This window comes from Chthoniobacterales bacterium, from assembly GCA_035274845.1.
Classification (GTDB): domain Bacteria; phylum Verrucomicrobiota; class Verrucomicrobiia; order Chthoniobacterales; family UBA10450; genus AV80.
Genome location: DATENU010000022.1, coordinates 255,006 through 277,551, shown reverse-complemented (window position 1 = coordinate 277,551; position 22,546 = coordinate 255,006). Strand labels below are relative to the sequence as shown.

13 protein-coding genes are annotated in these 22,546 nt (G+C 59.6%); 7 read left to right on the top strand and 6 right to left on the bottom strand.

Annotation, left to right across the window (positions count from 1 at the left end):
- Nucleotides 1-81: 81 nt before the first annotated feature.
- Entirely contained in the window at nt 82-3,453 is a 3,372-nt protein-coding gene (locus VJU77_17310; GenBank protein HKP05111.1) for a delta-60 repeat domain-containing protein, read from the bottom strand.
- 109 nt (nt 3,454-3,562) lie between these two features.
- Nucleotides 3,563-6,799: a delta-60 repeat domain-containing protein gene (locus VJU77_17305; GenBank protein HKP05110.1), complete on the bottom strand. Its 3,237-nt coding sequence runs from the start codon at nt 6,797-6,799 to the stop codon at nt 3,563-3,565.
- 263 nt (nt 6,800-7,062) lie between these two features.
- Here VJU77_17305 and VJU77_17300 point away from each other — a divergent pair, with 263 nt between their 5' ends.
- Complete coding sequence (locus VJU77_17300) at nt 7,063-8,634, top strand: serine/threonine-protein kinase (protein ID HKP05109.1); 1,572 nt, start codon at nt 7,063-7,065, stop codon at nt 8,632-8,634.
- A gap of 3 nt (nt 8,635-8,637) precedes the next feature.
- Complete coding sequence (locus tag VJU77_17295) at nt 8,638-9,219, top strand: hypothetical protein (GenBank protein HKP05108.1); 582 nt, start codon at nt 8,638-8,640, stop codon at nt 9,217-9,219.
- A 110-nt stretch (nt 9,220-9,329) separates the two neighbouring features.
- On the opposite strand, the gene VJU77_17290 is transcribed toward VJU77_17295, so the two are convergent.
- Nucleotides 9,330-10,187, bottom strand: coding sequence for an adenylate/guanylate cyclase domain-containing protein (locus tag VJU77_17290; protein ID HKP05107.1), 858 nt, complete (start codon nt 10,185-10,187; stop codon nt 9,330-9,332).
- A gap of 216 nt (nt 10,188-10,403) precedes the next feature.
- On the opposite strand from VJU77_17290, the gene VJU77_17285 reads away from it, so the two are divergent.
- The 4 genes from VJU77_17285 to VJU77_17270 all read left to right on the top strand — a co-directional run bounded on the left by VJU77_17285 (nt 10,404) and on the right by VJU77_17270 (nt 16,175).
- Nucleotides 10,404-11,252, top strand: coding sequence for a VanW family protein (locus VJU77_17285; GenBank protein ID HKP05106.1), 849 nt, complete (start codon nt 10,404-10,406; stop codon nt 11,250-11,252).
- Nucleotides 11,252-11,995, top strand: coding sequence for a phosphatase PAP2 family protein (locus VJU77_17280; protein HKP05105.1), 744 nt, complete (start codon nt 11,252-11,254; stop codon nt 11,993-11,995). Before VJU77_17285 ends, VJU77_17280 begins: the two co-directional genes overlap by 1 nt.
- Before the next feature lie 56 nt (nt 11,996-12,051).
- Nucleotides 12,052-14,490, top strand: coding sequence for an ABC transporter permease (locus tag VJU77_17275; GenBank protein ID HKP05104.1), 2,439 nt, complete (start codon nt 12,052-12,054; stop codon nt 14,488-14,490).
- A 122-nt stretch (nt 14,491-14,612) separates the two neighbouring features.
- Nucleotides 14,613-16,175, top strand: coding sequence for a hypothetical protein (locus VJU77_17270; GenBank protein HKP05103.1), 1,563 nt, complete (start codon nt 14,613-14,615; stop codon nt 16,173-16,175).
- A 25-nt stretch (nt 16,176-16,200) separates the two neighbouring features.
- Here VJU77_17270 and VJU77_17265 read toward each other — a convergent pair whose 3' ends face one another.
- Together VJU77_17265 and VJU77_17260 are read right to left on the bottom strand one after the other, a co-directional pair.
- A complete protein-coding gene (locus VJU77_17265) occupies nt 16,201-17,361 on the bottom strand; it encodes a glycosyl hydrolase (protein ID HKP05102.1) in 1,161 nt (386 codons plus the stop codon).
- Between the two features lie 51 nt (nt 17,362-17,412).
- Nucleotides 17,413-20,772 (bottom strand): glycosyltransferase, encoded by a 3,360-nt coding sequence (locus VJU77_17260; GenBank protein ID HKP05101.1) that lies wholly within the window; start codon nt 20,770-20,772, stop codon nt 17,413-17,415.
- 91 nt (nt 20,773-20,863) lie between these two features.
- On the opposite strand from VJU77_17260, the gene VJU77_17255 reads away from it, so the two are divergent.
- On the top strand, nt 20,864-21,442 hold the full coding sequence (locus VJU77_17255) for a gamma carbonic anhydrase family protein (protein ID HKP05100.1): 579 nt from the start codon (nt 20,864-20,866) through the stop codon (nt 21,440-21,442).
- On the opposite strand, the gene VJU77_17250 is transcribed toward VJU77_17255, so the two are convergent.
- Nucleotides 21,437-22,537, bottom strand: a complete 1,101-nt coding sequence (locus VJU77_17250; GenBank protein HKP05099.1) for a glycerate kinase — start codon at nt 22,535-22,537, stop codon at nt 21,437-21,439. The two genes, VJU77_17255 and VJU77_17250, sit on opposite strands and share 6 nt — an antisense overlap.
- Nucleotides 22,538-22,546 lie beyond the last annotated feature (9 nt).

The window sequence follows — 22,546 nt, the reverse complement described above, 5'->3', positions numbered from 1 at the left end:
GCGAGAGGCATCAATAAGCCAAGCCTAATCTTACGTGATTTCGCGCAGAAAGAGGCTGGGTCCGACGCACGCCTCTTCAGGCTATTGATAGCTGTATATTTCGAGGAGGCCGACTCCGGTGCCGCCGTTCTTTCCCGCCAGAATGGCAGTGAAAGCGCCGGGTGGAAGCGAGATGTCGATGCAGGCTTCGGCCGGGTCGAGAGGGTGGATGGTACTGCCCCCGCAATTATCATTCGAAGCCACAATGGCGCCGCTGCTGTCACGGAGTTCGAGCGTCGGGTCGGCTAATGCCCCGCCAACTCCACTCCCTGCCAGCGAAGGCCCGACTCCGTAGATTGCGATGTGGCTGTTGCCGCCTCCTCCGAGAATGAATCCGCCGATCACGACGTTATCTCCTGTGCCGACAAAGGCACGCGTGCTGATATTGCCCAGTTGGGAGGCCCCCGAACCCAGGTCGTAAACTTCGACCAGGCCCACGCCCGAGGTGTTATTGTTGCCTTTCAAGATGGCCGTATAGGCGCCTGGATTCAGCGTCGCCAGCATCGCGGACTCGATATCATTGGTCGGCTGAAGGCCAGTGGCTATGATCGCCAGGCCACCATCCTGACTGTCTCTCCAATTGTCGTTGGTGACCGTCGTAAAGCCGGCGGGTCCGTGGAGTTCCATTACGGGATCAGCCAGGAAATTTTGCACACCGAATTGCGCCAGCGACGGTCCAATGCCCCGGACGAGCACCTGCTTCGGACCGCCCGTAATGATGAACCCGCCGATGCCGACGTTGTCGCCGGTCTGGACGAGCAGGCGCGTCGCTATGTTCAACGCCCGACCTTGACTGGGCGATGGGGTAGCAGTTGGGGTTGGGGCAGGTGTGGCCGTGGGGGTGGGAGAAACCGTGGAAGTGGGCGAAGGTGTAGGCGATGGAGTTCCAGCTGGAGTCGGGCTTGGGCTCGGAGCGGGCGTTGAGGTCGGGCTCGGAGCGGGTGTCGGTGTCGGCGTCGGAGTAACCGTCGCTGTTAAGCGAGCCAGGCAGCTGCGAGCGGTTCCGTTATACCGATTGAAGATTCCTCCAACGAGAAGTTTGCCATCCGGCTGAATGACGAGGCTCGAAACCATGGCAGTACGCTGCCCATAGGCGAGGAGAGGAAAAATCTCGAACCCTGTTCCGGTGTGGAAGCTTCCATCCGGGAAGCTGCCAATCAATCGGACAAGCGCCTGGGTCTGGCCGGAGTAGCCCAATACGCGCGCCCCGCCGACGTAAACGTAGTCGTTTTGGAGGGCAAGCGCATACACCGTAGTTAGGAAATGGGGCGGGTCGAACCAGGGATCGAGCGCGCCGTAGTTATACAGCCGGGCGAGATGCGATCGACCGGTGCTATTGAAGGTACCGAACCCTCCTCCAGCGTAGTATGACCCATCCGCTCCCTGGCGTAAGACATACACAGGTCCGTCAAAGCCCGGCCCCGCAAAGCCGGGCCCCCCAAGGTTAAAGGAAGTATCGCGCGCGCCAGTGATTGCGTTCACTCGCGCTATCCGATGCATGGTGACGCCATTGTAGGTGGTGAAGCTCCCGCCGATAACAATGTTACCACTGCTGTCGGGCCGGGTGAGCGCCCAGACACCCGGTGGACCGTTGGCGCCGCCACCACCTGGATTAAACAGAGGATCTACCTCTCCGGTGGAACTCAGTTTTACAATGCTGAGCCGGGGTTTCCCGTCAAAAACGGTGAAGTCGCCACCGGCGTAGATGTTTCCCTGGGAATCCTGCTCCAGGGCCCCAATGGATTGGTCGGGTCCGGTGCCGGGGTCAAAGGAAAGGTCTAACGTTCCATCGGAGTTAAGCCGGGCAATTCGACGCCGGAGGAGACCGTTCACTTCGCTAAAATCCCCGGAGATCAAGATCTTTCCATCCGGCTGGATGAGCAACGTCCTAGTGGATCGGTCGGTCTGCGCGTCAAAAGAGGAATCGAGCGTTCCGTCGGGGTTCATCCGCAGAACATTATTGTGGGAGGTTCCGTCATAGGAGGTGAAGGATCCCGCTACTACCACCTTGCCGTCTGTTTGGAGGGCCAGCGCCGAGATATTTGGACCATATTCCGTGGCGCCGCCGAGACCTGCGAAGCCGTTGTCCACGGAACCATCAGAATTCGCCCAGGCGATGCTCTGCCGAACCTGACCACCATACGACGAAAAATAGCCTCCGAGAAAAATCTTGCCGTCCCCCGGCTGAACGAGGGCCGTGGCTATGTTCCAGGTGGATGGGCCCGCACCGGTTCCGCTGAAACTGGCATCCCGGGCGCCGTTGGATTCAAGCCGGACCACATTGTTCGCGGTCGCCGCGCCTAACGAATGAAATTGTCCGACCGCGATTAACTTGCCATCGGCCTGTTGCGCCATCCCAAGAACCTTCGCGCCATGGTCATAGTCCAGGAATTCTTCGGTGCTAAATCCGGGATCGACGTGCCCGTTGTCGGCATTCAAGCGCACGATGTTGTGACGCGAGAAAATGTCGAATGACTCGAAATGTCCAAAACCAAGAATTTGATCATCCGATTGGACAAAAAGCCCGGAGAGAATGTCATCCGTCCCCGAGTTAGAATAAAACGTGGTGTCGTAACTGCCGTCGGGATTCAACCGGGCCAGGTTACGAACGGAATGACCATCAACCCCGTCGAACATTCCCGAGATGATGATCTTTCCCGCGTTGGCCCCCAGGTTTTGACGGACCGCATGAAAGACAAAAGTGTGGGACGGGCCCTTGTAGTGAACCACGCCAGCGCCCGGATTATATGTCGGATCGAACGTGCCATCACTATTGAATCGAGCGACGCAGGAGCGGGGCACATTCGAATTGGGTCCGGTAATGATGTAGTAAAACTGACCGAAGACGACGACCTTGCCATCCGGTTGCAAAACAAAGCCGTACACTCTCCCGCCGGGATTGGTTCCATAGAACGAGATGACGCGGCCCGGATCGAAGCCGGAATCGAGCGAACCGTCGCTGTTGAGCCGCTTAACCGATGCCGGCCAATCCGATCCTCCCGAATAATCATAAACAAGTTTGGCGATGATAATTTTGCCGTCCGGCTGGATTACGATATCGCCAACCCCATAATCAGTCCCAATGCCGGGGTTGAACGATGTATCGAGAGTGCCGTCAACATTCAGCCGCGCGATGCCGGGACGGCTGGCGCCATGCACCTCTGAGAATTGTCCCGAAATAACCAGTTTTCCATCTGCCTGCAATCGCGACGCCAATACCAATCCGTTGGTAAACCTGTCCAGGTTGAAGGACGAATCGAGGGTGCCGTCCGGCTCGATCACGCCGGATTGTCTTTGGGTGAAGTCACTCGGTGAGGCAACGGCGTTCCCGGTCGACGTGAAAGCCATGACGCCGGCGGCCAGGGCTGCGAACAACAGACTAACGGCGGCAATTCGCGAAACTGTAGATTTCATGTGCGCGCCACCGGACTGCTTTTATGCGAGCGGCATTAATAAGCCAACGCTAATCTTACGTGATTTCGCGTAGAAAACAGAGGCCAGGTCCAACGCACGCCTCTTCAGGCTATTGCTGGTTGTATATTTCGAGGAGGCCGACTCCGGTGCCGCCGTTCTTTCCAGCCAGGATGGCAGTGAAAGCGCCGGGTGGAAGCGAGATGTCAATGCAGGCTTCGGCCGGGTCGAGAGGGTGGATGGTAATGCTTCCGCAATTATCATTCGAAGCCACAATGGCGCCGCTGCTGTCACGGAGTTCGAGCGTCGGGTCGGCTAATGCCCCGCCAACTCCACTCCCTGCCAGCGAAGGCCCGACTGCGTAGATTGCGATGTGGCTGTTGCCGCCTCCACCAAGGATGAAGCCGCCGATCATGACGTTATCCGCGGTGCTGACAAAGGCACGCGTGCTGATATTCGCCAGTTGGGAGGCTGCCGAACCCAGATCGTAAACTTCGACCAGGCCCACGCCGGAGGTGTTATTGTTGCCTTTCACGATGGCCGTATAGGCGCCTGGATCTAGCGTTGCCAGGATGCCTGATTCCAAGTCATTGGTGGGCGCGAGGCCAGTACCCATGATCGCCAGGCCACCATCCTGACTGTCTCTCCAATTGTCGTTGGTGACCGTCGTAAAGCCGGCGGGTCCGTGGAGTTCCATTACGGGATCAGCCAGGAAATTTTGCACACCGAATTGCGCGAGCGACGGTCCGATGCCCCGGAGCAGCACCTGCTTCGGACCACCCGTTATGATGAACCCGCCGATGCCGACGTTGTCGCCGCTCTGCACCAGCATGCGCGTCGATAGGTTCAAGGCCCGGCCTGGACTGGGCGCTGGTGTAGGCGTGGGGAGGGCAGGGCCCGTCAGCCGGGCGAGGCAGCTGAGAGCGGTGCCGTTGTACCGATTAAAGATTCCTCCGACGAGGAGTTTGCCGTCTGCCTGAACGGTCAAAGCGGAGATCTTCGTGGGGAATCCGTGGTAAAGATTCGTGGGAGAAATCTCAAACCCTGTTCCAGTAACCAAACTCGAATCCACCGCCCCGGTATCTGTTAGGCGGACAAAGATACCAGCAGAACCCGGGGCCTTGGATCCGCCGGCGTAGACTTTTCCATTTTGGAGCGCGAGGGCATACACGGTGTCTCCCGACACGAAGGGCCCCGAAAAAGTGGTGTCGAGTGATCCATTGCTGTTGAGGCGAGCGATCCCCCGTCGCGCGACGCCATTGTAGGAGCTGAAGGAGCCGCCCACGTAATATTTTCCGTCCGGAGCCTGGCGCACGGCATAGACAGTGCCACTATTGAAACCCGCGCCGCCGGCGTTAAAGGCGGAATCAATCGCGCCGGTCGTTGAATCGAACCGAGCAATCCCGCGAGTATTCGTTCCGTTGTAGGTTCTGAAACTTCCGCCGATGACGATATGACCGCTGCTGTCTGGGGGGGTCATCGAAGTGACCAAATTAACAAGATCAAACGGCCCTGCATTAGCTGGACTAAAAACATTATCAACCGCTCCCGTCGGAGTTAGTTTCACCAAGCCGGTGTGCGGTGCTCCGTTGAACGCGGAGAACTCTCCACCGACATAAATATTTCCCGCCGCATCCAGCGCCAGTGCGCGAATGTAATATCTGTCCGGTCCCGACCCAGGATTGAAAGAGGGATCGAGGGTTCCATCGGGGTTGAGCCGGGCAATTCGCGGCATGGGCACGCCGTTCACTTCGCCAAAAAATCCAGCGATCAGAATTTTCCCATCCGGTTGAATGAGCAGGGCGCGCGTCGACCGGTCAGTGTGGACGTCGAAAGACGAGTCAACCGTGCCATCCGGATTTACGCGGAGGACATTGTTGTGCGGGACTCCATCGTGGGAGCTGAAAACGCCGGTCATGATAACCTTGCCATCCGCCTGGGTCGCGAGGGTCCAGATATTGGGCTGATACTCCGTCGCTCCGCCCAGACCGGCGAAGCTTGTGTCCACGGACCCATCGGGATTAGCCCAGGCTATGTTGTTACGGACCTGGCCACCGAAGGTCGAAAAATACCCCCCGAAAAAAATCTTGCCGTCACTTGGCCGGACAAGTGCCGTGTATACCTGCTCGGCGGAGGGGCCGGCCCCGGTCCCGCCGAAAGTGGCATCGCGAGCGCCATTGGTTTCGAGCCGGGCCACATTGTTTACGGTCGCAGAGCCTAACGAATGAAATTCTCCAACCGCGATTAACTTGCCATCTGGCTGCTGGGCCATGGCATCGATCAAAGCGTCGTAGTTATACCCCTCGAATTCCTCGGTGCTAAACCCGTTATCGACGGCTCCAGTGGTGGCGTCCAAACGCACGATACTATGGCGCGCGGCCCCGCTGAATGAGTCGAAGTAGCCAAAGGCAAGGATCTGATCGTCCGCTTGCGCGAAAAGACCTGAGATCGAACCGGTCCCGGCATCCACCGCGGTGCCCGGGGTAAAGGTGGAGTCGAAACTCCCGTCGGCGTTCATCCGGGCGAGGCCCGGAACGGGATGCCCGTCAAACGTATCGAAGCGTCCCGAGATGACGATCTTTCCAGCGTTAGCAGCCAGGTTCTGCCGCGCGGCGTGAGATACGTTTGTGTTGAACGACGCGTCGCTTTGCAGCGCGCCGCTCCCCGGATTGTACGAGGGATCGAACGTTCCATCGCTATTGAACCGGGCGACGCAGGAACGGGGGACATTCGTGCCCGGTCCGGTGATGATAAAGAAAAATTGACCGAAAACGACCAACTTCCCATCGGGCTGCAGGACAATCGCGAATACGTTCGCGCCGGCCCCGCTGCCAGTGCCGCCATCGTCGGCAGAGAACGAGAGGGTGCGCCCCGGATCGAAGCCGGTGTCGAGCGACCCGTCGCTATTGAGCCGGGCAATCCCCTGGCGGTTAACTCCAGTCGGGAAAGATCCGGCGATGATAATTTTCCCATCCGGTTGGAGGGCGATAGCAGGGATGCCGGTCTCGGGACCGAGGGCAGGGTTGAACGACAGGTCGAGTGTCCCGTCCACATTCAGACGAGCAATACCGGGACGGGCGACGCCATGCACCTCTGAAAATTGGCCCGCGATGAAGAGTTTGCCGTCAGCCTGCAAGGCCGAGGCCAACACCAGTCCGTTGGTGAATTTTCCTGCGTTGAAGGTCGAATCGAGGGTGCCGTCTGTCTCGATCGTGCCGGACGGTTCCTGGACGAGCGGGCGACCCGGTGAGTCGATGGCGTTCCTGGTTAAGGTGAAGGCCATGATGCCGGTCGCCAGGGCCCCGAACAACAGACTAACGGCGGCAATTCGCGAGATTGTTGATTTCATATGCGGTGTAGTGAGTCAGGCAGACGGCGGAGCGCCGGTGCCGGGTTCGTCCGGGGGCAGCACTGACAGTCTCACTTCTGCGCGAAGCGGACGCTGAAACAATCGTCGGGGAATCGGGTAGGGCATGGGGTGCCTCTGGCCCCCTTTTATGCGGCAGGCATCAATAAGCCAAGCTTAATCTTACGTGATTTCGTGTAGAAAAGAGGCGACCCTGGGCCTGATTTTATTCTTTATGCGATTTTTCGTTCCGCTAGCTTCGCGGCATGAGTGGCGAGGCACCCGCCCCCGGGTTGGACGTTACGATCCGCGATTTTAACAGCGGCCAGAAAGTCTTTAGCCGTTACACCCTGATCAAAACGCTTGGCCGAGGCGGCATGGGCGTCGTCTGGCTGGCGCGCGATGACGAGCTGGAGCGTAATGTCGCCCTGAAATTCCTGCCGGAGCTGATCGTGCACGACCGCGCGGTGCTGGGCGACATGAAACGTGAGACCCGCCGCAGCCTCGACCTGACCCACAAGAACATCGTTCGCATTTACGATTTTGTGCACAGCGAACAGTCGGGCTGTATCTCGATGGAATACATCGACGGCGATACGCTTTCGAATTTACGCGCCGACAAGCAACACAAGGTCTTTGAGCCGCATGAGCTGGAGGAATGGACCAGCCAGCTTTGCGATGCGCTCGATTATGCGCATAACCACGCGCGCATCATTCATCGCGATCTCAAGCCGGCAAACCTGATGGTGAATCAGCGGGGCGACCTGAAGGTCTCTGACTTCGGCATCTCGCGCAGCCTGAGCGATTCGGTGAGCATGCTGACGATGGAGCGGGGGCGCAGCGGCACCCTGGTCTTCATGAGCCCGCAACAGCTCGATGGCGAGCGGGGCACACCGGCCGACGACATCTATTCGTTTGGCGCGACGATGTATGAGTTGATCACGAGCAAACCTCCATTCTCCTCAGGCAACGTCGACCGGCAGATTCGGGAAAAAATTCCGCCGCTCATGGGGGAACGCCGCAAGGACCTCGAAGTCGAAGGCGAGATGATTGACGACACCTGGGAGAAGGTCATCGCTTCGTGTCTGGCCAAGGATCCCGCGCGCCGGCCGCAATCGTTCGTGGAAATCGCGGAACGGCTCGAGATCGCCTCGCCGAAAACCGTCCGCGCGGCCCGCGCCATTCAGCCCCCGACGATGGCTACCGTTCCCGTTCCCGTTCCTACCCCGTCGGTCTCGCCAGGAACGGCGACAACCAGCACGTTGCCGCCTCTTCCAAAAACCGGCGGCCTGAGTGCCGGGAAGCTCGCCCTTATCCTCGGCGGGGTGGGGGCACTGGTGTTCTTTTTCCTGGTCGCCCTTGGGATCTGGTATTTCGTCGCGAAAAAATCGACGCCGAAGACCACGGCGGTGACTCCAACGTCAACCGCACCGGCTTCGACCCTGCCGGCGGTTGGCGCTGCCCCTGACGAAAGCGCGCTCGGCGGGGTAATTCTGAAGACGACCCCGAAGGGTGCGACGGTGACCCTCGGTGGAATGGAGGCCGGCAAGAGTCCGGTGACCTTCAAGGGAATCAAGGCCGGGAAGTATCCGCTTCGCATTTCGCTGGATGGTTACGAGCCGGTCGAGCGCGAGGTCGAGGTGAAACCGGGACAGTTCGTCGATCTCGGCACGATTGTTCTGGTCCGCGGTAGCGGCATGGCGAACACCGCCAAGGACGTCAACCCGTTCAAGAGCGACGTGAGGCCCGGCCCGTCGACGCCGCCGAAGCCGCCTGTTAATCAAGATGCAACGAATGCGGCGCCAGTCGTTCCATTCAATGACTTCACTGGAGGTTAATCCATGACACGGACCAAATATCTCGTCGCGATTGTGGCCCTCCTGGCCACGGCGCTCACCGTCGAAGCGCAGATCGACACAATCGTGCGCGCGTTCGTCGACCAGGCGGCGCGCAATCGACAGCAACAACCTCAGCCGAGGCGGCAGCCACAGCCGCGGCAGCAGTCGAATCGCCAGCCGAAGAAGCTTTTCGACGGCACCTGGCTCGCGACCCAATCAAAGACCAATCCCGAGAACCAGCAGACGATCAACCGCACGTTCACCATGATAATAAAGGACGGAAGAGCGAGCAGGACGCTGGACACGACGAACGTCTCGACGCCGGATAAGCCGTTCTATACTTCGGTTTCCGAACTGCAGCGCCGCTGGACTTACAATTCCGTCGCCTGCACGGAGCAAGGCACCAGCATTACGATCCAGTGGAGTCCAGGTCAGCTCTCCGATTGGGCGCCGAAGAGTGTCCCGAATTCCGTCGTCGAAGGATTCGGCTCCCCGATGGCTGAAACCGCGGTTTACAAAGTGGAAGGCGACCAGTTGACCCGGGTCAACGACCCAAACGGCCTGGTCTATCGCCGGGCGAAATAGCGACGCCTGCCGCATTTTTTCAGCGCCAAAGGCGCGACGTCACAAAAGCCTGGGGCAACGCCCCAGGGTTTTCTAGCGTTGAAAGCGCGCCGTTGGCGCTAATAACGCCGCTACAGCTTGAAAAACTCGAACCGGCCGTCGAAGCCCTTTAGCTCATGGCTCCCCGCCGGCTGGGCGGGCAGCAAATCGCCCAGTTTTTTTTGCGCGGCTTCGCTGGCCAGAAGATGAATGCCCAACGAGCCGCTCAGTTTTTCCATCCGGAAAACAAAGATCACTTCCTTGCCGATGAGGCTCTCTTCGCCCATCGAACGCAAGCCCCCGCTCGAAACCAGGCCATAATGCAACACGAGCCGAAAACGCGGCTCGACCTTCTGGAGTTCCTTCAGCTTCTTTAACGCGGCCGCCACGTTTTCGGCGCCTTTCTCGTCCTCGTGCCAGTAGGCGAGGAAACCGTCGCCGAGATATTTATCGATCTCGCCTTTGTGCTCCTCGACGATTGATTTGCAGCCCGCGACCCATGAGCCGACGAGCAACGCGAGCTTATCGCTCACCATGCTCCGGCTCAGCGGCGTGAAATTCTCGATATCGGCCACCAGCATCCAGACGGCGATGTTGGCCGTCTCCCGAATAGTTTGCTGCGCGATGGTTGTGCGCAGCTCACTCGTGATCTCTTCCGGCTGGCGAAAAGTGAACGGCGCGTCGCCGACGGTGATCTGGTCCATATCGCAAAGGCGGACCGGCTGATGGACCCGGCGTTTGTTCAGGAAGGTGCCGTTGCTGCTGCCGAGATCGATGAGCCAGAATTCGCCGACGTTCTGGAGGTTGATGATGCAATGGCGGCGCGACGCCTTGGGCGACTCGATCACGACACGGTTGCTGGGCGAGCGACCTAATGAGCAATTGCCCTGGAGGAGAATCTTTTCGCGCCCGGGCGACTCCAACCACGCGCCGGCTTCCGCCAATTCCATGGACGTTTTCTATTCGAACGAATCAAAAAGGAAAGCCCGCACATTTGCTCTTGGCAAGGACCTGGCCGCCGGAACATTTATGGCAAATGACGCGCTCATCAGTTCTTATCCCGGCCTTTGTATTCTCGGCGACGGGTTTGCTCTCGCGGAGAGATCGACCGCGGCGCCACCATGCGATATTTATGAGAGTCCGCCCGTGCAGAACGTAATATCGACATGAGACGGCCAAAGAGTGCGCTTCAGGTGCTCGATTACCGGTTGCGGCGAGCGGGGCTTTCCGCCGCGCGCCTGGTGAATTGGCTGGTTTCAAACCGTTGGCCAAAGCCGGTTTATTGCCGGAACGACAACGGACATAAGGTCGCAGAGATCATCGTTCCGATTTCGCGCGCCGACGGATTCGCACATCCGGCGCTGGAACAGGGGAAGCGCCGCAATCTCGAGCTGGCTGTGCCTCAATTCGACGGCTTGTTGCTCACCTCGCAGAGCCCACTTTCGTTCTGGCGAGTCCTCGGCCGCGCCAGTGAGAACCGCGGATTTTCCTGGGGGATGGAACTTCGCGGCGGCTGTGTCACGCCCGCGATTGGCGGAGGATTGTGTCTGCTGTCGAATGCGATCTTCGAACTGGCGGTGCGCGCGGGCTGGAAAATTATCGAGCGCCACGGACACTCGCTCGAAGCCGTGCCGCCTGCTCCCGGCAGCGTGCCGCTCGACGCGACGGTGGCCTGGCCCGACGTGGATCTGGTGGTCGCTCCGGCGCGCGGTTGGGCGCGGCTGGCGGCGACCATCTCGCCGAAAGATGAATTGCGCCTTGCCATCTTTGCCGACGAACCGGCACCACACACCGAACTTGAAACGAAGGCGCAGGTTGTTCACCGCGAAGGCCGGCGTTGTCGCGAGATTGAAGTCACTCGTTCCATCGACGGCGTCCGCGAGGTGGTCGCCCACAGCATTCGAGAAATTCTGGCCGACGACGAGCTCGGCAAGACATGTTTATCGTGCGGTGAGCGGAGCTGCCGGGATCGGCCCAAAGAGTCAGTGTTGGCCGCGCTCCGCAATAAACCCTGATGCGTTACCTCTCCGGGCTGGTTCTCGTTTCATCTTTCCTTACCGCCCTGGCCGCGCCACCCCTCGATGACATTCGATTCGAAGCATGGGGAAAATGGGCGCTCTCGCGTCTCGATCTTCCCTCGTATTTTCTGGCTCGCGAAGTCCTGATCTCTTTGCCCGTTCCGGCTCCCCCGGCAAACAGTTCGGCCGAGACGCGGGCCGAGCTCGATGAACTCTTGCGGCTGCAACAGGAACGGACCGGCGCGCAGGTGAGGATGATCACGAAGCACCTGGATTACGACGGCGTTTGCGCTGCTATTCTTGCGGCGGCGACTCATCGAAAGCTAAGCCGGGCGCCCAAAACCAAGGCGTTGCTCAGACATGTCGAGATCGATTCGTCGCTGGCGATTTTTCACGCCAAGAAACGTTTCAATCGGGCGCGCCCGCATCAACTCGAGTCGCGGCTTCATCCGGCAATTCCAGTGCCGGCTCATCCCGCCTATCCGAGCAGTCACGCCCTCCAAGGTTACATGGTGGCCCGCACGCTTTCGCTCCTGTTTCCGCAGAACGCGGAGGCGTTGATGACTTTTGGAGAACAGATTGGACGCGAGCGCGAGGTCGCCGGACTGCACTATCCCAGCGATTCAAGAGCGAGCCGGGCGCTCGGCGAAGAGCTGTTCGATCTTCTTCAACAAAACGAGAGATTTCTCGCAGAAGTGGAGGCTGCCAGGGCCGAATGGAACCCCGCGGGCGGCAACTAACGCAAGATTCCTGAATCTGTTTCGCGAGCAGCCCGCATCTCAATGAGGACACCGCGATGCAAACTTTAATCCAGGACCTTCGCTACGGCGCTCGCCAGTTGCTGAAGCGCCCGGGGTTCACCCTGCTGGCGATCATTTCCATGGCGCTCGGCATCGGCGCGAACACCGCCATCTTCAGCCTGGTCGATACCGTCGCTTTCCGCCCCCTTCCCGTCCGTAACGCTTCCGAGCTCCAGGAACTTTACGGCACGCTTCATAACGGCGCCGATTACACGCTCCAATCCTACCTCAACTACAAGGATTACCGCGATCGCAACCAGGTCTTCTCCGGGTTGATCGCCTACCGGATCATCGTCGCCAGCCTCAGTCACAACGGAAATAACGAGCGCGTCTGGGGCACGGTCGTTTCCGGCAACTACTTCGACGTTCTCGGCGTGCCGCTCCTGCTGGGCCGCGGTTTTCTCCCGGAGGAAAATGAAATGCCGAAATCGCATCCGGTCGTCGTCCTCAGCTACGGCTGCTGGCAAAAGCGCTTCGGCTCCGATCCGTCCATCGTCGGAAAAACGGTTTCGTTAAACAACGTCGCGTTCACCGTCATCGGCGTGGCCCGGAAGGGATTCATCGGCACGGAAGTCGCCTACGCGCCGGAAATCTGGACGCCGTTAATGATGGGCCCGGTGATCGAGCCGGGCAGCACCTATTTGGAGCATCGGGACAGTGATAATCTTTTCGTCGTCGGCCGCCTCAAGCATGGCGTGACCCGCGCCCAGGCCCAGGCTTCCCTCGAGATCCTGACGGCGGAGATCGGCAAGGAGAATCCGAAAGAAGCCGCCGGGCGTGGGATCGAGCTCATCCCGCCCGGCCTTTTCATTCCGGAAATCCGCAATCCCGTTCTGACGCTGGCCGTGGTCCTGACTGTGATCGGTGGGCTCGTTCTTCTCCTGGCCTGCGTGAATCTCGCCAACCTCCTCCTCGCCCGCTCGACCGAGCGTCGGAAAGAAATCGCGATCCGCCTCGCCGTCGGCGCAAGCCGTTCGCGGCTGATCCGGCAACTGCTGACGGAAAGCGTCCTGCTTTCGCTTCTGGGCGGCGCCGCCGGCGTGGTGGTCGCGTCGTGGATCAATCACCTCGTGCGTACCATCAAGCTGCCGACCGACGTTGCGCTGATGTTCGATCTTCGGGTCGATTGGCGGGTGCTTTCGTTCACCCTCGCGCTTTCCGTCCTCACCGGTCTTCTCTTCAGCGTGATCCCGGCGCTACAGGCCTCGAAGCCGGAGCTTGTTCCCGCGTTGAAAGACGAAACTTCGATGGCGGGTTTCCGCCGCTCCCGGTTGCGCAATACCCTGGTCGTCGTCCAGGTCGCGCTCTCGCTTGTTCTTCTGATCAGCGCCGGATTGATCGTGCGCAGCCTGCAGGAGGCGCAACGGATGCGGCCGGGCTTCAATCCGGAAAACGCCGTCGCCCTCTCCTTTGATGTTGGGCTGCAGGGTTACGATGAAGCCAAAGGGCGCGCTTTCCAGAAACAGGTCCTCGAGCGGATCCGGGTGCAGCCTGGAGTAGAATCGGCCGCTCTTACCGATAGCATTCCGCTCAGTCTCAACTACAGCAGCACCGCGGTTTATCTCGAAGGCCAGCCGGTTACCCCAATGGCGCAACTGCCGCTCGCCATTCCCACTTCGGTTACACCCGATTATTTCCGGACGATGGGGATCACCCTGCGCGGCCGCGATTTCACCGAGCAGGAAGAGCGGAAGGAAGATCGGGTCGCGGTGGTAAACGAAACTTTCGCGAAGAAATTTTTCCCGGGACAGGATCCGATCGGGAAACGTTTCAATTTCAGCGGACCGGAGAATCCGTTCTGGCAAATCATCGGCGTTTGCGGCGACGGGAAGTACAACAGCCTCGGTGAGGAACCGAAGGCGGCTGTGTTCCGCCCGCAGTTGCGCGATTACAGCACGACGGTTTCGCTGGTCGTGCGGACGAATCGCGACACGAGTAGCGTGCTCGTGACCATCCAACGGGAAATGAGGAGTCTCGACCCGACGCTGCCGCTCTACGAAGTGAAAACGCTCAAGGAGCATATGAGACTCCCGTTGTTTCCCGCCCGGATGGCGGCGGGCGCGCTGGGCGGCTTTGGCGTTCTTGCGCTGGTGCTGGCGGCGGTGGGGATTTACGGAGTCATGTCGTACGTGGTCGCCGGCCGAACGCGCGAGATCGGTTTGCGAATGGCGCTCGGCGCGCGCACCGGCAACGTCCGCGGATTGATTCTGCGCCAGGGAATGACGCTGGCCGTGATCGGTGCAAGCATCGGGCTGGCGATTGCGTTTCTCGCCACGCGCCTGCTCAAGAGCGTGCTCTACGGCGTGAACGCGATCGACCCGACGACGTTTGTGGGCGTCACGTTTTTGCTTGGCGCCGTCGCTCTTCTCGCCTGCTGGATCCCCGCGCTGCGAGCCAGCCGCGTGGACCCGATGGTGGCGCTCAGAGCAGAGTAACTGCGCCGGCGGAAAAGGTTGTCATTTCACCGCTGCGGCAATTTCCGCGTAGATTCTCACGCGGTTGCTCTAGACTTGTATCGAGATCCTCCCAATGCTGAGATTCCGGTTCCCGCTCGGCTATGAGATTCCGCCAATCTTTCATGGTAAAACTGCTCGCCGTCTTCCTGCTGTGGTTGTTCCTGGCAGCCATCGTCTATTGGCGGACGGAGAGCAATTTCCTGCGAGCCGAAAGCGGGTGGTATCTATGTCTTTCGCATTCGCCACCCGACCTTCAGCAACGCTTCATGAAACTCTGGGCAACCAGCAGTTATAATGGTCATTACACGCCGGTCGCGTTCATTTCGGAATTCGTTACCGCCAGATTCGTCGGGACCAGGGCACCGTTTTGGAAATGGCGGCAGATCACAGTTGTAGCTCTTTTGGCCACGATCTTGTCCGGTCTAACCAGTGATTTCGGGCGTCTCCTGGGCCTGTCGCCCCCTAAGAGGGTTCTTTCCGCCGCCGCCCTTACCGCCCTTTTTGTTTTTCAACCCGGGATGACAGATTTCATCGCGTGGCCATTCCTGATTTTTCAGCTTCTCTGGCTGCTCCTGACTTTCGTAGCGCTTGCCAGTCTGATGAAAACCGTCGAGAGGCCAGACTCTGCCTCCTGGCCCTGGTTGGCGATCGGCGCAGCTTATGGTTCTCTAAATTTTGTAGGATTGGGTCTCACGACTGTAGGAGCCACTGCCGCGGTCCTGGCCGGGTTGCTCTCTTGGGAGTACCGAACCGCTCGATCCAAGAAGCTGGTGATGCCGTTGGTGACTTTACTCATAGTCAGCGCCCTCCATGCCTTCCTGATGCTGATACTTCCTCGCGTCGAAGGCACGCTCCAGATTGATCGGTCGCCCCATTTCCTGTCGGCCGCCTTCGGTTTTGTTTCCAATTTCGCGGTGGCTGCGCTTCGCACTCTAATAAGTGCCTACCCATCCACGCTCCAGGCCACGGAACTCCAGGCAGATTGGCCGTACGGAGTTGCCTTAATTGTAATCCTGGTTATGGCCGCGAGCGCGATAGCTTTTCAAGCTCTTCGGAGTCAGCAATCGACTCCGGCGCAACGGGGCAGTTTTGTCCTGGCCGCCTTTGGCACCGTTTGTTTCATCGCGCTTGTCATTCTCATTTCAACGCGCGAGATAACGCACCCGTCTCCGAATGGTTTCGGCAATTATCTAATCGGTCAGCGTTACCTTGTCCCTGGAGGATTTGCCCTTCTTGGCCTCGCCGTCCTCTTGTTCGTCCGGGCGAATGCGGTTCCCTTTGCGGTCTGCGCGGTCGTGAACCTCGTTCTGGTATTGAGCGCGATCACTGGCAACGCGCAGTTCAGAAGAAACGTTTACCCCAACGTGGAACCAAAATCTGTCATCTCTCATGACCGCGCCTGGCAATCAATCGTAACGATGGCGTCCCAGTGTCAAAAGGCCGGCCTCCCTATTCCGAATCTCCCGCTGGGCGCGTTAACCCAGGAATTTGGGGACTGGGATTTGAAACTATTTGAGCCGTTGCTCCGCGCAGACCTGAACGTGGCAGCTGAGACTAGCCTTGAGTTCATTCCTTGGCAGCAAATCTCCGGCGAGCCTGCAGAGCGATACGCGAAAGACATTCCGGCGCTCCGGGAAGCAAAGGAGAACCTCAAGCTCCGATAGTGCCCTCCGGGAGGACAGCACTTCATTACTTTTTCTGCTCCGCCGGCCGCAGAATCAGCTCGCCATGCCAATCCGGATGGGCGACGCCGGCACGATATGCCTCCAGCGATTCCACGGACGAGTTGACCCGCAGATTGCTATAGGTCTGGTCGGGATTCTGCCAGCGCTCGTGCCAGTAAATCGCGGCCTTGATGCGCGGATAGCGAGTTCGAAACATTTCCAGCGCCTGCTTGATCCACTCAGGCTTGAGCATGCCGCGGGTGTCGGGCGAGAAAGGGAAATCGCCCGTGGCCCACTCCGCGATCATGACCGGTTTGGTGGGATCGAGGCTGCACAGTTCCTTGTAGGGCCAGTCCACCAGCGACGGGATATCGGGGTTCGTTTCGTCTTTGAATTGCTGGCCGTAAACGCTCATGCCCAGCCAATCGACGTAATCCGCCCCCGGGTAATACGCCGGCGCGAAATTCCAGGTGTCGATGGGGTAGGAATAGTTGTTGGTGTGGAACATCCACTTCACATTCGCGGCGCCGCGCGCGCGCACCCGGTCCACCACGTAGCGATACGCTTTCTTAAAATGTTCCGGGCCTTCCCATACGTCCGGTGTGTCGCCGACCCATTCCTCTCCGCCGTAATACCAGCCTGACCACGGAAACCAGTCGCCGTTCATCTCCACCCCAAACACGACGATCATCGGCTGCCCGAATTCGCGCGCGGAATCGCCCCACTTGTCGATATAGGCGTCCCACTTTCCGGCGGTGATTTCCTTGAGGCTGAATTTATCCGGCCCGCGATTCTGGGTGTAGGGCCGATCCCAGGGCGACCAGAAGACGAGGGGCATCGCGCCGTGCCGCCAGATGACGTTGAGGTTCCGGAGCGGAAAGCTTTGCTCACCCCAATAGCTGGAAGAAGCAATAATCGCCTGGTGTTTGCCGACCATGTTCTCGAATTCTTCGATGGTCTCAAGAGTGACTTCGTCTTCCGCATCGCCAAAATCCATGAAGGCGCCGGTGTAGGCTCCTCGCTCGGGAAGAAGGACTTCGACGGGAGAGGAAGGATCGCGAGGCTTCGGGAGCTCGCTTCTGGGACATGCAGCGAGAGCGAGGAGAAATCCGAAGCACGAAACACGAAGCACGAAACAAATTCGAAAGCCCAAGAGACCAAGGAGGCGCGCTCGAGTTTTAGGCATTCGGACTTCGGTCATTGTTTCGAGATTCGAAATTCGATTTCGAAATTCTCGTCAGGCCCTGACGGGAACTGAGGCCGTCCTCTCCAATTTCCCCCAACCAACCAGGGCGCCTTTGATGGCGCGCAGGATTGCCTTCCAAATCACGTAGCTCAGCATCGGGCGGTAGATCAAACGCATCGGCAGAATGCGCCAGGCGACGAGAAGAGACTCGCGTTCGATAATGCAGGCGAGGGTGGCGAGCACGACGTCCATGCTCAGAAACACAATCACGAAAGGCAGGACGGCGTGCCAGGCTCCGAAGGGCAGGGAGGCAAGAAGAAACAAATCCACCGCCGGGGTAATCGCCACCAGGACGATTTGGAAAAACCAGACGCTGGGCAAACTAAACCAGCCCAGAGCCCGGTAGTTCCAATTGAAGACCATGTCGCGATGTTTCCAGAGACATTGCAAGGTCCCGTAGGCCCAGCGAAACCGTTGCCGCGCGAGAGTCCGGACGGTTTCCGGCGCTTCCGTCCAGGCGATTGCTTCCGGCACATAAACCATTCGCTGCCCGCGCTTGTGCAAGGTCAGGGTAAGATCGGTGTCCTCCGCCAGAGTTTCGAGACTGAGGCCGCCGGCATCGTCGATCGCTGTTTTCCGAATGGCACTGATTGCTCCCGGGACCACGGTCATGCAGTTCCAGCGCGTGTAGGCCCGGCGATCGAGATTAAAGCCACAGGTGTATTCGAGAGCCTGGCAGCGCGCGATGAAGGTCCGCAGGTTCCCGACTTTCGCATGGCCGGAAACTCCTCCCACGCCGCCGTCCGAAAAAGGTTCGACCAGGCGCCGGAGCGTATTGCGCTGGCAATGGGTGTCGGCATCGAGAAAAACGGCGATGCCACTCCGCATCGCGGCGAGCCCTCGTTGGAGCGCGCGAGCCTTGCCGCGGTTGGGCTGGCGGAGGAGGCGAACCCGCTGGTCGGTCGTCGCGAATTTTTCCACTTCCCGCGCCGTTCCATCCGCGGAGCCATCATCGACGACGATGACCTCCAGTTCGCCCGCGTAATCGGTCGCGAGCAGCGTGCGGAGCGTTTCCGCAATCACTTTCTCTTCATTGAAGGCGGCGACAATAATGCTGATCGGTTCCGCGAATCCAGGCGACCAGGTGCGCCGGAAACGCGCCGCCAGCCAGATGACGATCAGCGTTCGCAGGACAACGAGCGCGGTGGCCACGATCATGAAGGCCCAGAGAAATTCTTCCGCCGCGTGAAAGATGCGAAAGCCGACGCCGGAAACGAAGTGATTCAAGGTTCGTCCCTTGGTTTCAACCGAAGGCATAAGAGCGTCGCGGGTGGTGCCGAGCAGCGTGCTCAACGAAACCACCGTGTCCCCGCGGGTTTTGAGATAATCCAGAATGCGCGGAAGCGCTTCGACCGTTTCTTCGCGGTCGCCTCCGGCATCGTGCAACAGGATGATGCTGCCATCCCGGCGCTGTTGCTTCACCCGCTGAAGAATAATATCCGCGCCCGGCCGCGCCCAATCCTGTGGATCGATGTTCTCCAGCACGACGAGGTAGCCAAGGTCCTGCGCCATCTGGAGCGGCGTCAACTCGCTGACCCTTGACGGGCTTGTATCGGCGGCATAGGGCGGCCTGAAAAGTGTGGTCGAACGTCCGGTAATGGTTTCCAGGAGCAACTGAGTGGCGTTCAGCTCGACCCGCACATGCTCCGGCCAGGCCAGCGCCAGGTTCGGATGGTAATAGGTGTGGTTCCCGATCTCATGGCCTTCCGCCACGATCCGCCTAACCAGGTCCGGATATTCTTCCGCGTTGGCGCCCACCACGAAAAAAGCGGCCTTCACGTTTTCCGCTTTCAGGATATCGAGAATTTTCGGGGTCCATTTTGGATCGGGGCCATCGTCAAAGGTCAACGCGACCTGATGAGCCGTGCCAGCGCCCTGATGGTAAAGGGTCGGGAATTGCGGGAATTTCGAATAGGTCGCAGTGAGATAACCTTCCTGGTCCACCGCGAGGGTTCGGCGGCCATCCGCCGTCGATTCGTCGACGGAAACAATTTCCCCGTCGCCCACGTCGGCAATGGTGTCGGTTCCCTTCAGGACTTCGAGAGCGGAACGCGACGCGGAATCCATCTTGAAATCGTTCGGAACATTGAGCGCGTCCCAGATGGAAACGTCCTCCGTTCCGAGGCGATAAATCGCGAACCCGCCCGTCTTCGCTTCCCGCACGCGACGCAACTGGTTGAGAAACGTCACTACGTCGAGGAACCAGACCGAGTGATCTTTGTCCGCATCCTCGTAATAGAAATATGGGTTGTAATGCGGCGCGGCGACCGTTGCCGTCTCGATCCCGGCGTAGCTCGCCCGGCTCATGGCTTCGGGAAAACTAATTAGTTCCGCTTTTTTTCCTCCGCCCGTCCAATCGTAACCGTAGCTGCCGAGAGCGATGATCCATTGGTTTGTTTCCGCGCCATCCATGAGGACGCTCAGCCAACCTTCGAACCAGCGGCGCGAACCGAGCGGGCCGGCCGCGTCGATATCGGAAGTCTCGTCGAAAAGCATCGCGACAAAGCGATCGACGTTGTCGGATAACTCATCGAAGTCGATGTAGTCCAGGTCCTGGCCCGGCTGCACACAAAGCCAGAGCTGCTTGTCGTCGTAATGGAGCGCGTCGGTGAAGCGGTCCAGGAACGCGGTGATGTCCTTCTTGTAAGCAGGATCGATCTGCTCCCAGTCAATGATGACTCCGGCCGCTTTCGCGTCATTCAAAATCGCCAGGACTTTCTGGATAAAGCGGGCCTGCCGTTCCGGCGAGGTATGCGCGAGATTCTCGACGGCTTCCGGTTGCCAGGTGTCGCCGACCAGATTGGTCAGGAGCGGCATGAGTGCGATGCCTTTGGCCGCCGCGAGCTTCGGCAGCCGCGGGTCCGGGTCGATCTGCAAATCGCCCGAGCCATTCGTCATCGCCATCCATTCGGGACAAAGGTGGGTAATCTGGCTGGCGTGCTGTTCGAGCGAGGTAAAGCTGTAGGGGTCGCCGTTGGTATAAAAAGCGAGGCGCACCTCGTTGTTCGCCAGCTTTTTCCGGGGATGGGCCGGCGGGGCAGGGGGTGCGGGTGGTTTGGGCTTTTTCCCGGCGATCCGGGCCGCGGCGAATTTTTCCCAGAGAGCGAGATTAGCCGGCTGCTGGCCCGCCGGGTTTTCCTTTTGGAGAGACTTCAACTGTCCCTTCAACTGGCGCAGGGAAAATGGAAGATTCAACTGGGGCGCGACGAATAACGTTTGGACGAAGAGGACCGTGCCGAGGAAGATCGCGACGCCGCCTATGAGCAAGGTAAGCCGGAGCCGCGGCCAGCGTTTGCCGGCCGGATCGGAGAAAACGAACGGAGTTACTGCGGGGGGCAAATCCTCTTCCATCTCCTCCAACTTACCACGTCCGGCGTAAAAAGGTTAAACCAGGTTCAGTTATCTTGAACCGAATCCCTTGCCGGGAGACCGGATCGAGCGCATGAGCAGGGAAATGGGACTGAAGCTGGCCGAAGATCCTCTTCCAACCGGGCACGCCGGGACGGCCCGGCGTCTCCAGCTCGGGCCGCGCATTCATCCGAGCGCGTTCGTGGTTCAGGGCGCGACGGTTATCGGCGACGTAACCCTGGATGAGGAATCGAGCATTTGGTATGGCGCGGTCTTGCGGGGGGACATCAACCGGATCGTTATCGGAGCGCGGTCCAATGTCCAGGACGGCGTCGTCATTCATCTCTCGGACGATTTTCCCGCGATTGTCGGCGAGCTGGTCACGATCGGACACAACGCCATCGTCCATGCGTGCACCCTGGACGATGAAGTCCTGGTCGGAATGGGTGCGACCATTCTCGATGGCTCGGTAATCGGTGCACGCTCCATTATTGGCGCAAACGCGCTGGTGACGACTGGAACCGTCATTCCGGCTGGTTCGCTCGTGGTTGGATCACCGGCGAAAGTGATCAGACCGCTCGACCTGGAAGAACAAGGCACGATCAGGAAGTGGGCGCTGAAGTACATCGAAAGCGCGAAGTTCTTCCGCGCCCATTACAGAGAGGGATCATAAATCCCGCGCCAACTGCTGGCCCCGGACCCGCAATAAGTCCTTCGCGCGTGCCATCGCTTCCTCGCGGCTGACTGGTGGCGTGGCGAGCAGGAAAACGCCGTCGAAAATTTTCTCGACCGTTTCCTCGCCTGTTGCACAACCGGCGATGGCGAAGACGCGCTTCCCCATCTTGCGAGCGAGCTGGGCGACGCCGGCGGGCGCTTTTCCTTCCAGCGTTTGCCGGTCAAGGCACCCCTCGCCGGTAATGACGATATCCGCTCGTTCGATGGCCGCTTCGAGTCCGAGAATTTCGGCGACCAGGTCGAAGCCAGAACGAAGAGTTGCGCCACAAAAACTCAGGAGACCGAAGCCAAGTCCGCCGGCCGCGCCGGCGCCCGGCGTGTCTCGGAAATCGCAGCCCAGATCGCGCCGAACCACATCGGCTAATCGAGAGAGGCCGCTCTCCAGAACGTCAAGCTGCTCGGCGGCGCCGCCTTTCTGCGGACCGAATGTTCGCGTCGCCCCGCGTGCGCCGAGCAGCGGATTCTTTACGTCGGCCGCGGCGGTGATTTGAATGGCGGGCGGCTCCGCCGGGATAATCTTCGTTAGATTTAGCAGATCGCCCGGCCCATCCGTCAGCTCTTTGGCGGCGCCAAGAAAACGAAATCCGAGCGCTCGCGCCATTCCGAAGCCACCGTCATTCGTGGCGCTTCCTCCCAATCCCAGCACGACCTCTCGGGCGCCCCGCTTCATCGCATCCCGAATCATTTCGCCAACGCCGCAGGTGTCGGCGCGCAATAAGTCTCGCTCGGAGTCCGCGAGACGCCTGCTGCCGGCCGCTTCACTCATCTCGATCACCGCGGTGTCTAAATCGGGCAGCCAGAGATAGCGCGCCTCAATCGGCCGCCCGAGCGCATCGTGCGCTGCGCAATTCACCCACTCACCCCCGCACGCCTCGCGGATCACCGCGGCCGTGCCTTCGCCGCCATCGGCCACCGGCATCAGGTCGATGATCGCATCCGGCAGGACATCGCGAAGGCCCGCCGCGATGCCGAAGGCGACTTCGCCAGCTTCAAGCGAGCCTTTGAATTTGTCCGGCGCGATAAGAATTCGCACGGTGGATTG

Coding starts and splice junctions, on each gene's coding strand:
- VJU77_17310 (HKP05111.1), bottom strand. CDS start 3,453: ATGAAATCTACAGTTTCGCGAATTGCCGCCGTTAGTCTGTTGTTCGCA.
- VJU77_17305 (HKP05110.1), bottom strand. CDS start 6,799: ATGAAATCAACAATCTCGCGAATTGCCGCCGTTAGTCTGTTGTTCGGG.
- VJU77_17300 (HKP05109.1), top strand. CDS start 7,063: ATGAGTGGCGAGGCACCCGCCCCCGGGTTGGACGTTACGATCCGCGAT.
- VJU77_17295 (HKP05108.1), top strand. CDS start 8,638: ATGACACGGACCAAATATCTCGTCGCGATTGTGGCCCTCCTGGCCACG.
- VJU77_17290 (HKP05107.1), bottom strand. CDS start 10,187: ATGGAATTGGCGGAAGCCGGCGCGTGGTTGGAGTCGCCCGGGCGCGAA.
- VJU77_17285 (HKP05106.1), top strand. CDS start 10,404: ATGAGACGGCCAAAGAGTGCGCTTCAGGTGCTCGATTACCGGTTGCGG.
- VJU77_17280 (HKP05105.1), top strand. CDS start 11,252: ATGCGTTACCTCTCCGGGCTGGTTCTCGTTTCATCTTTCCTTACCGCC.
- VJU77_17275 (HKP05104.1), top strand. CDS start 12,052: ATGCAAACTTTAATCCAGGACCTTCGCTACGGCGCTCGCCAGTTGCTG.
- VJU77_17270 (HKP05103.1), top strand. CDS start 14,613: ATGAGATTCCGCCAATCTTTCATGGTAAAACTGCTCGCCGTCTTCCTG.
- VJU77_17265 (HKP05102.1), bottom strand. CDS start 17,361: ATGCCTAAAACTCGAGCGCGCCTCCTTGGTCTCTTGGGCTTTCGAATT.
- VJU77_17260 (HKP05101.1), bottom strand. CDS start 20,772: ATGGAAGAGGATTTGCCCCCCGCAGTAACTCCGTTCGTTTTCTCCGAT.
- VJU77_17255 (HKP05100.1), top strand. CDS start 20,864: ATGAGCAGGGAAATGGGACTGAAGCTGGCCGAAGATCCTCTTCCAACC.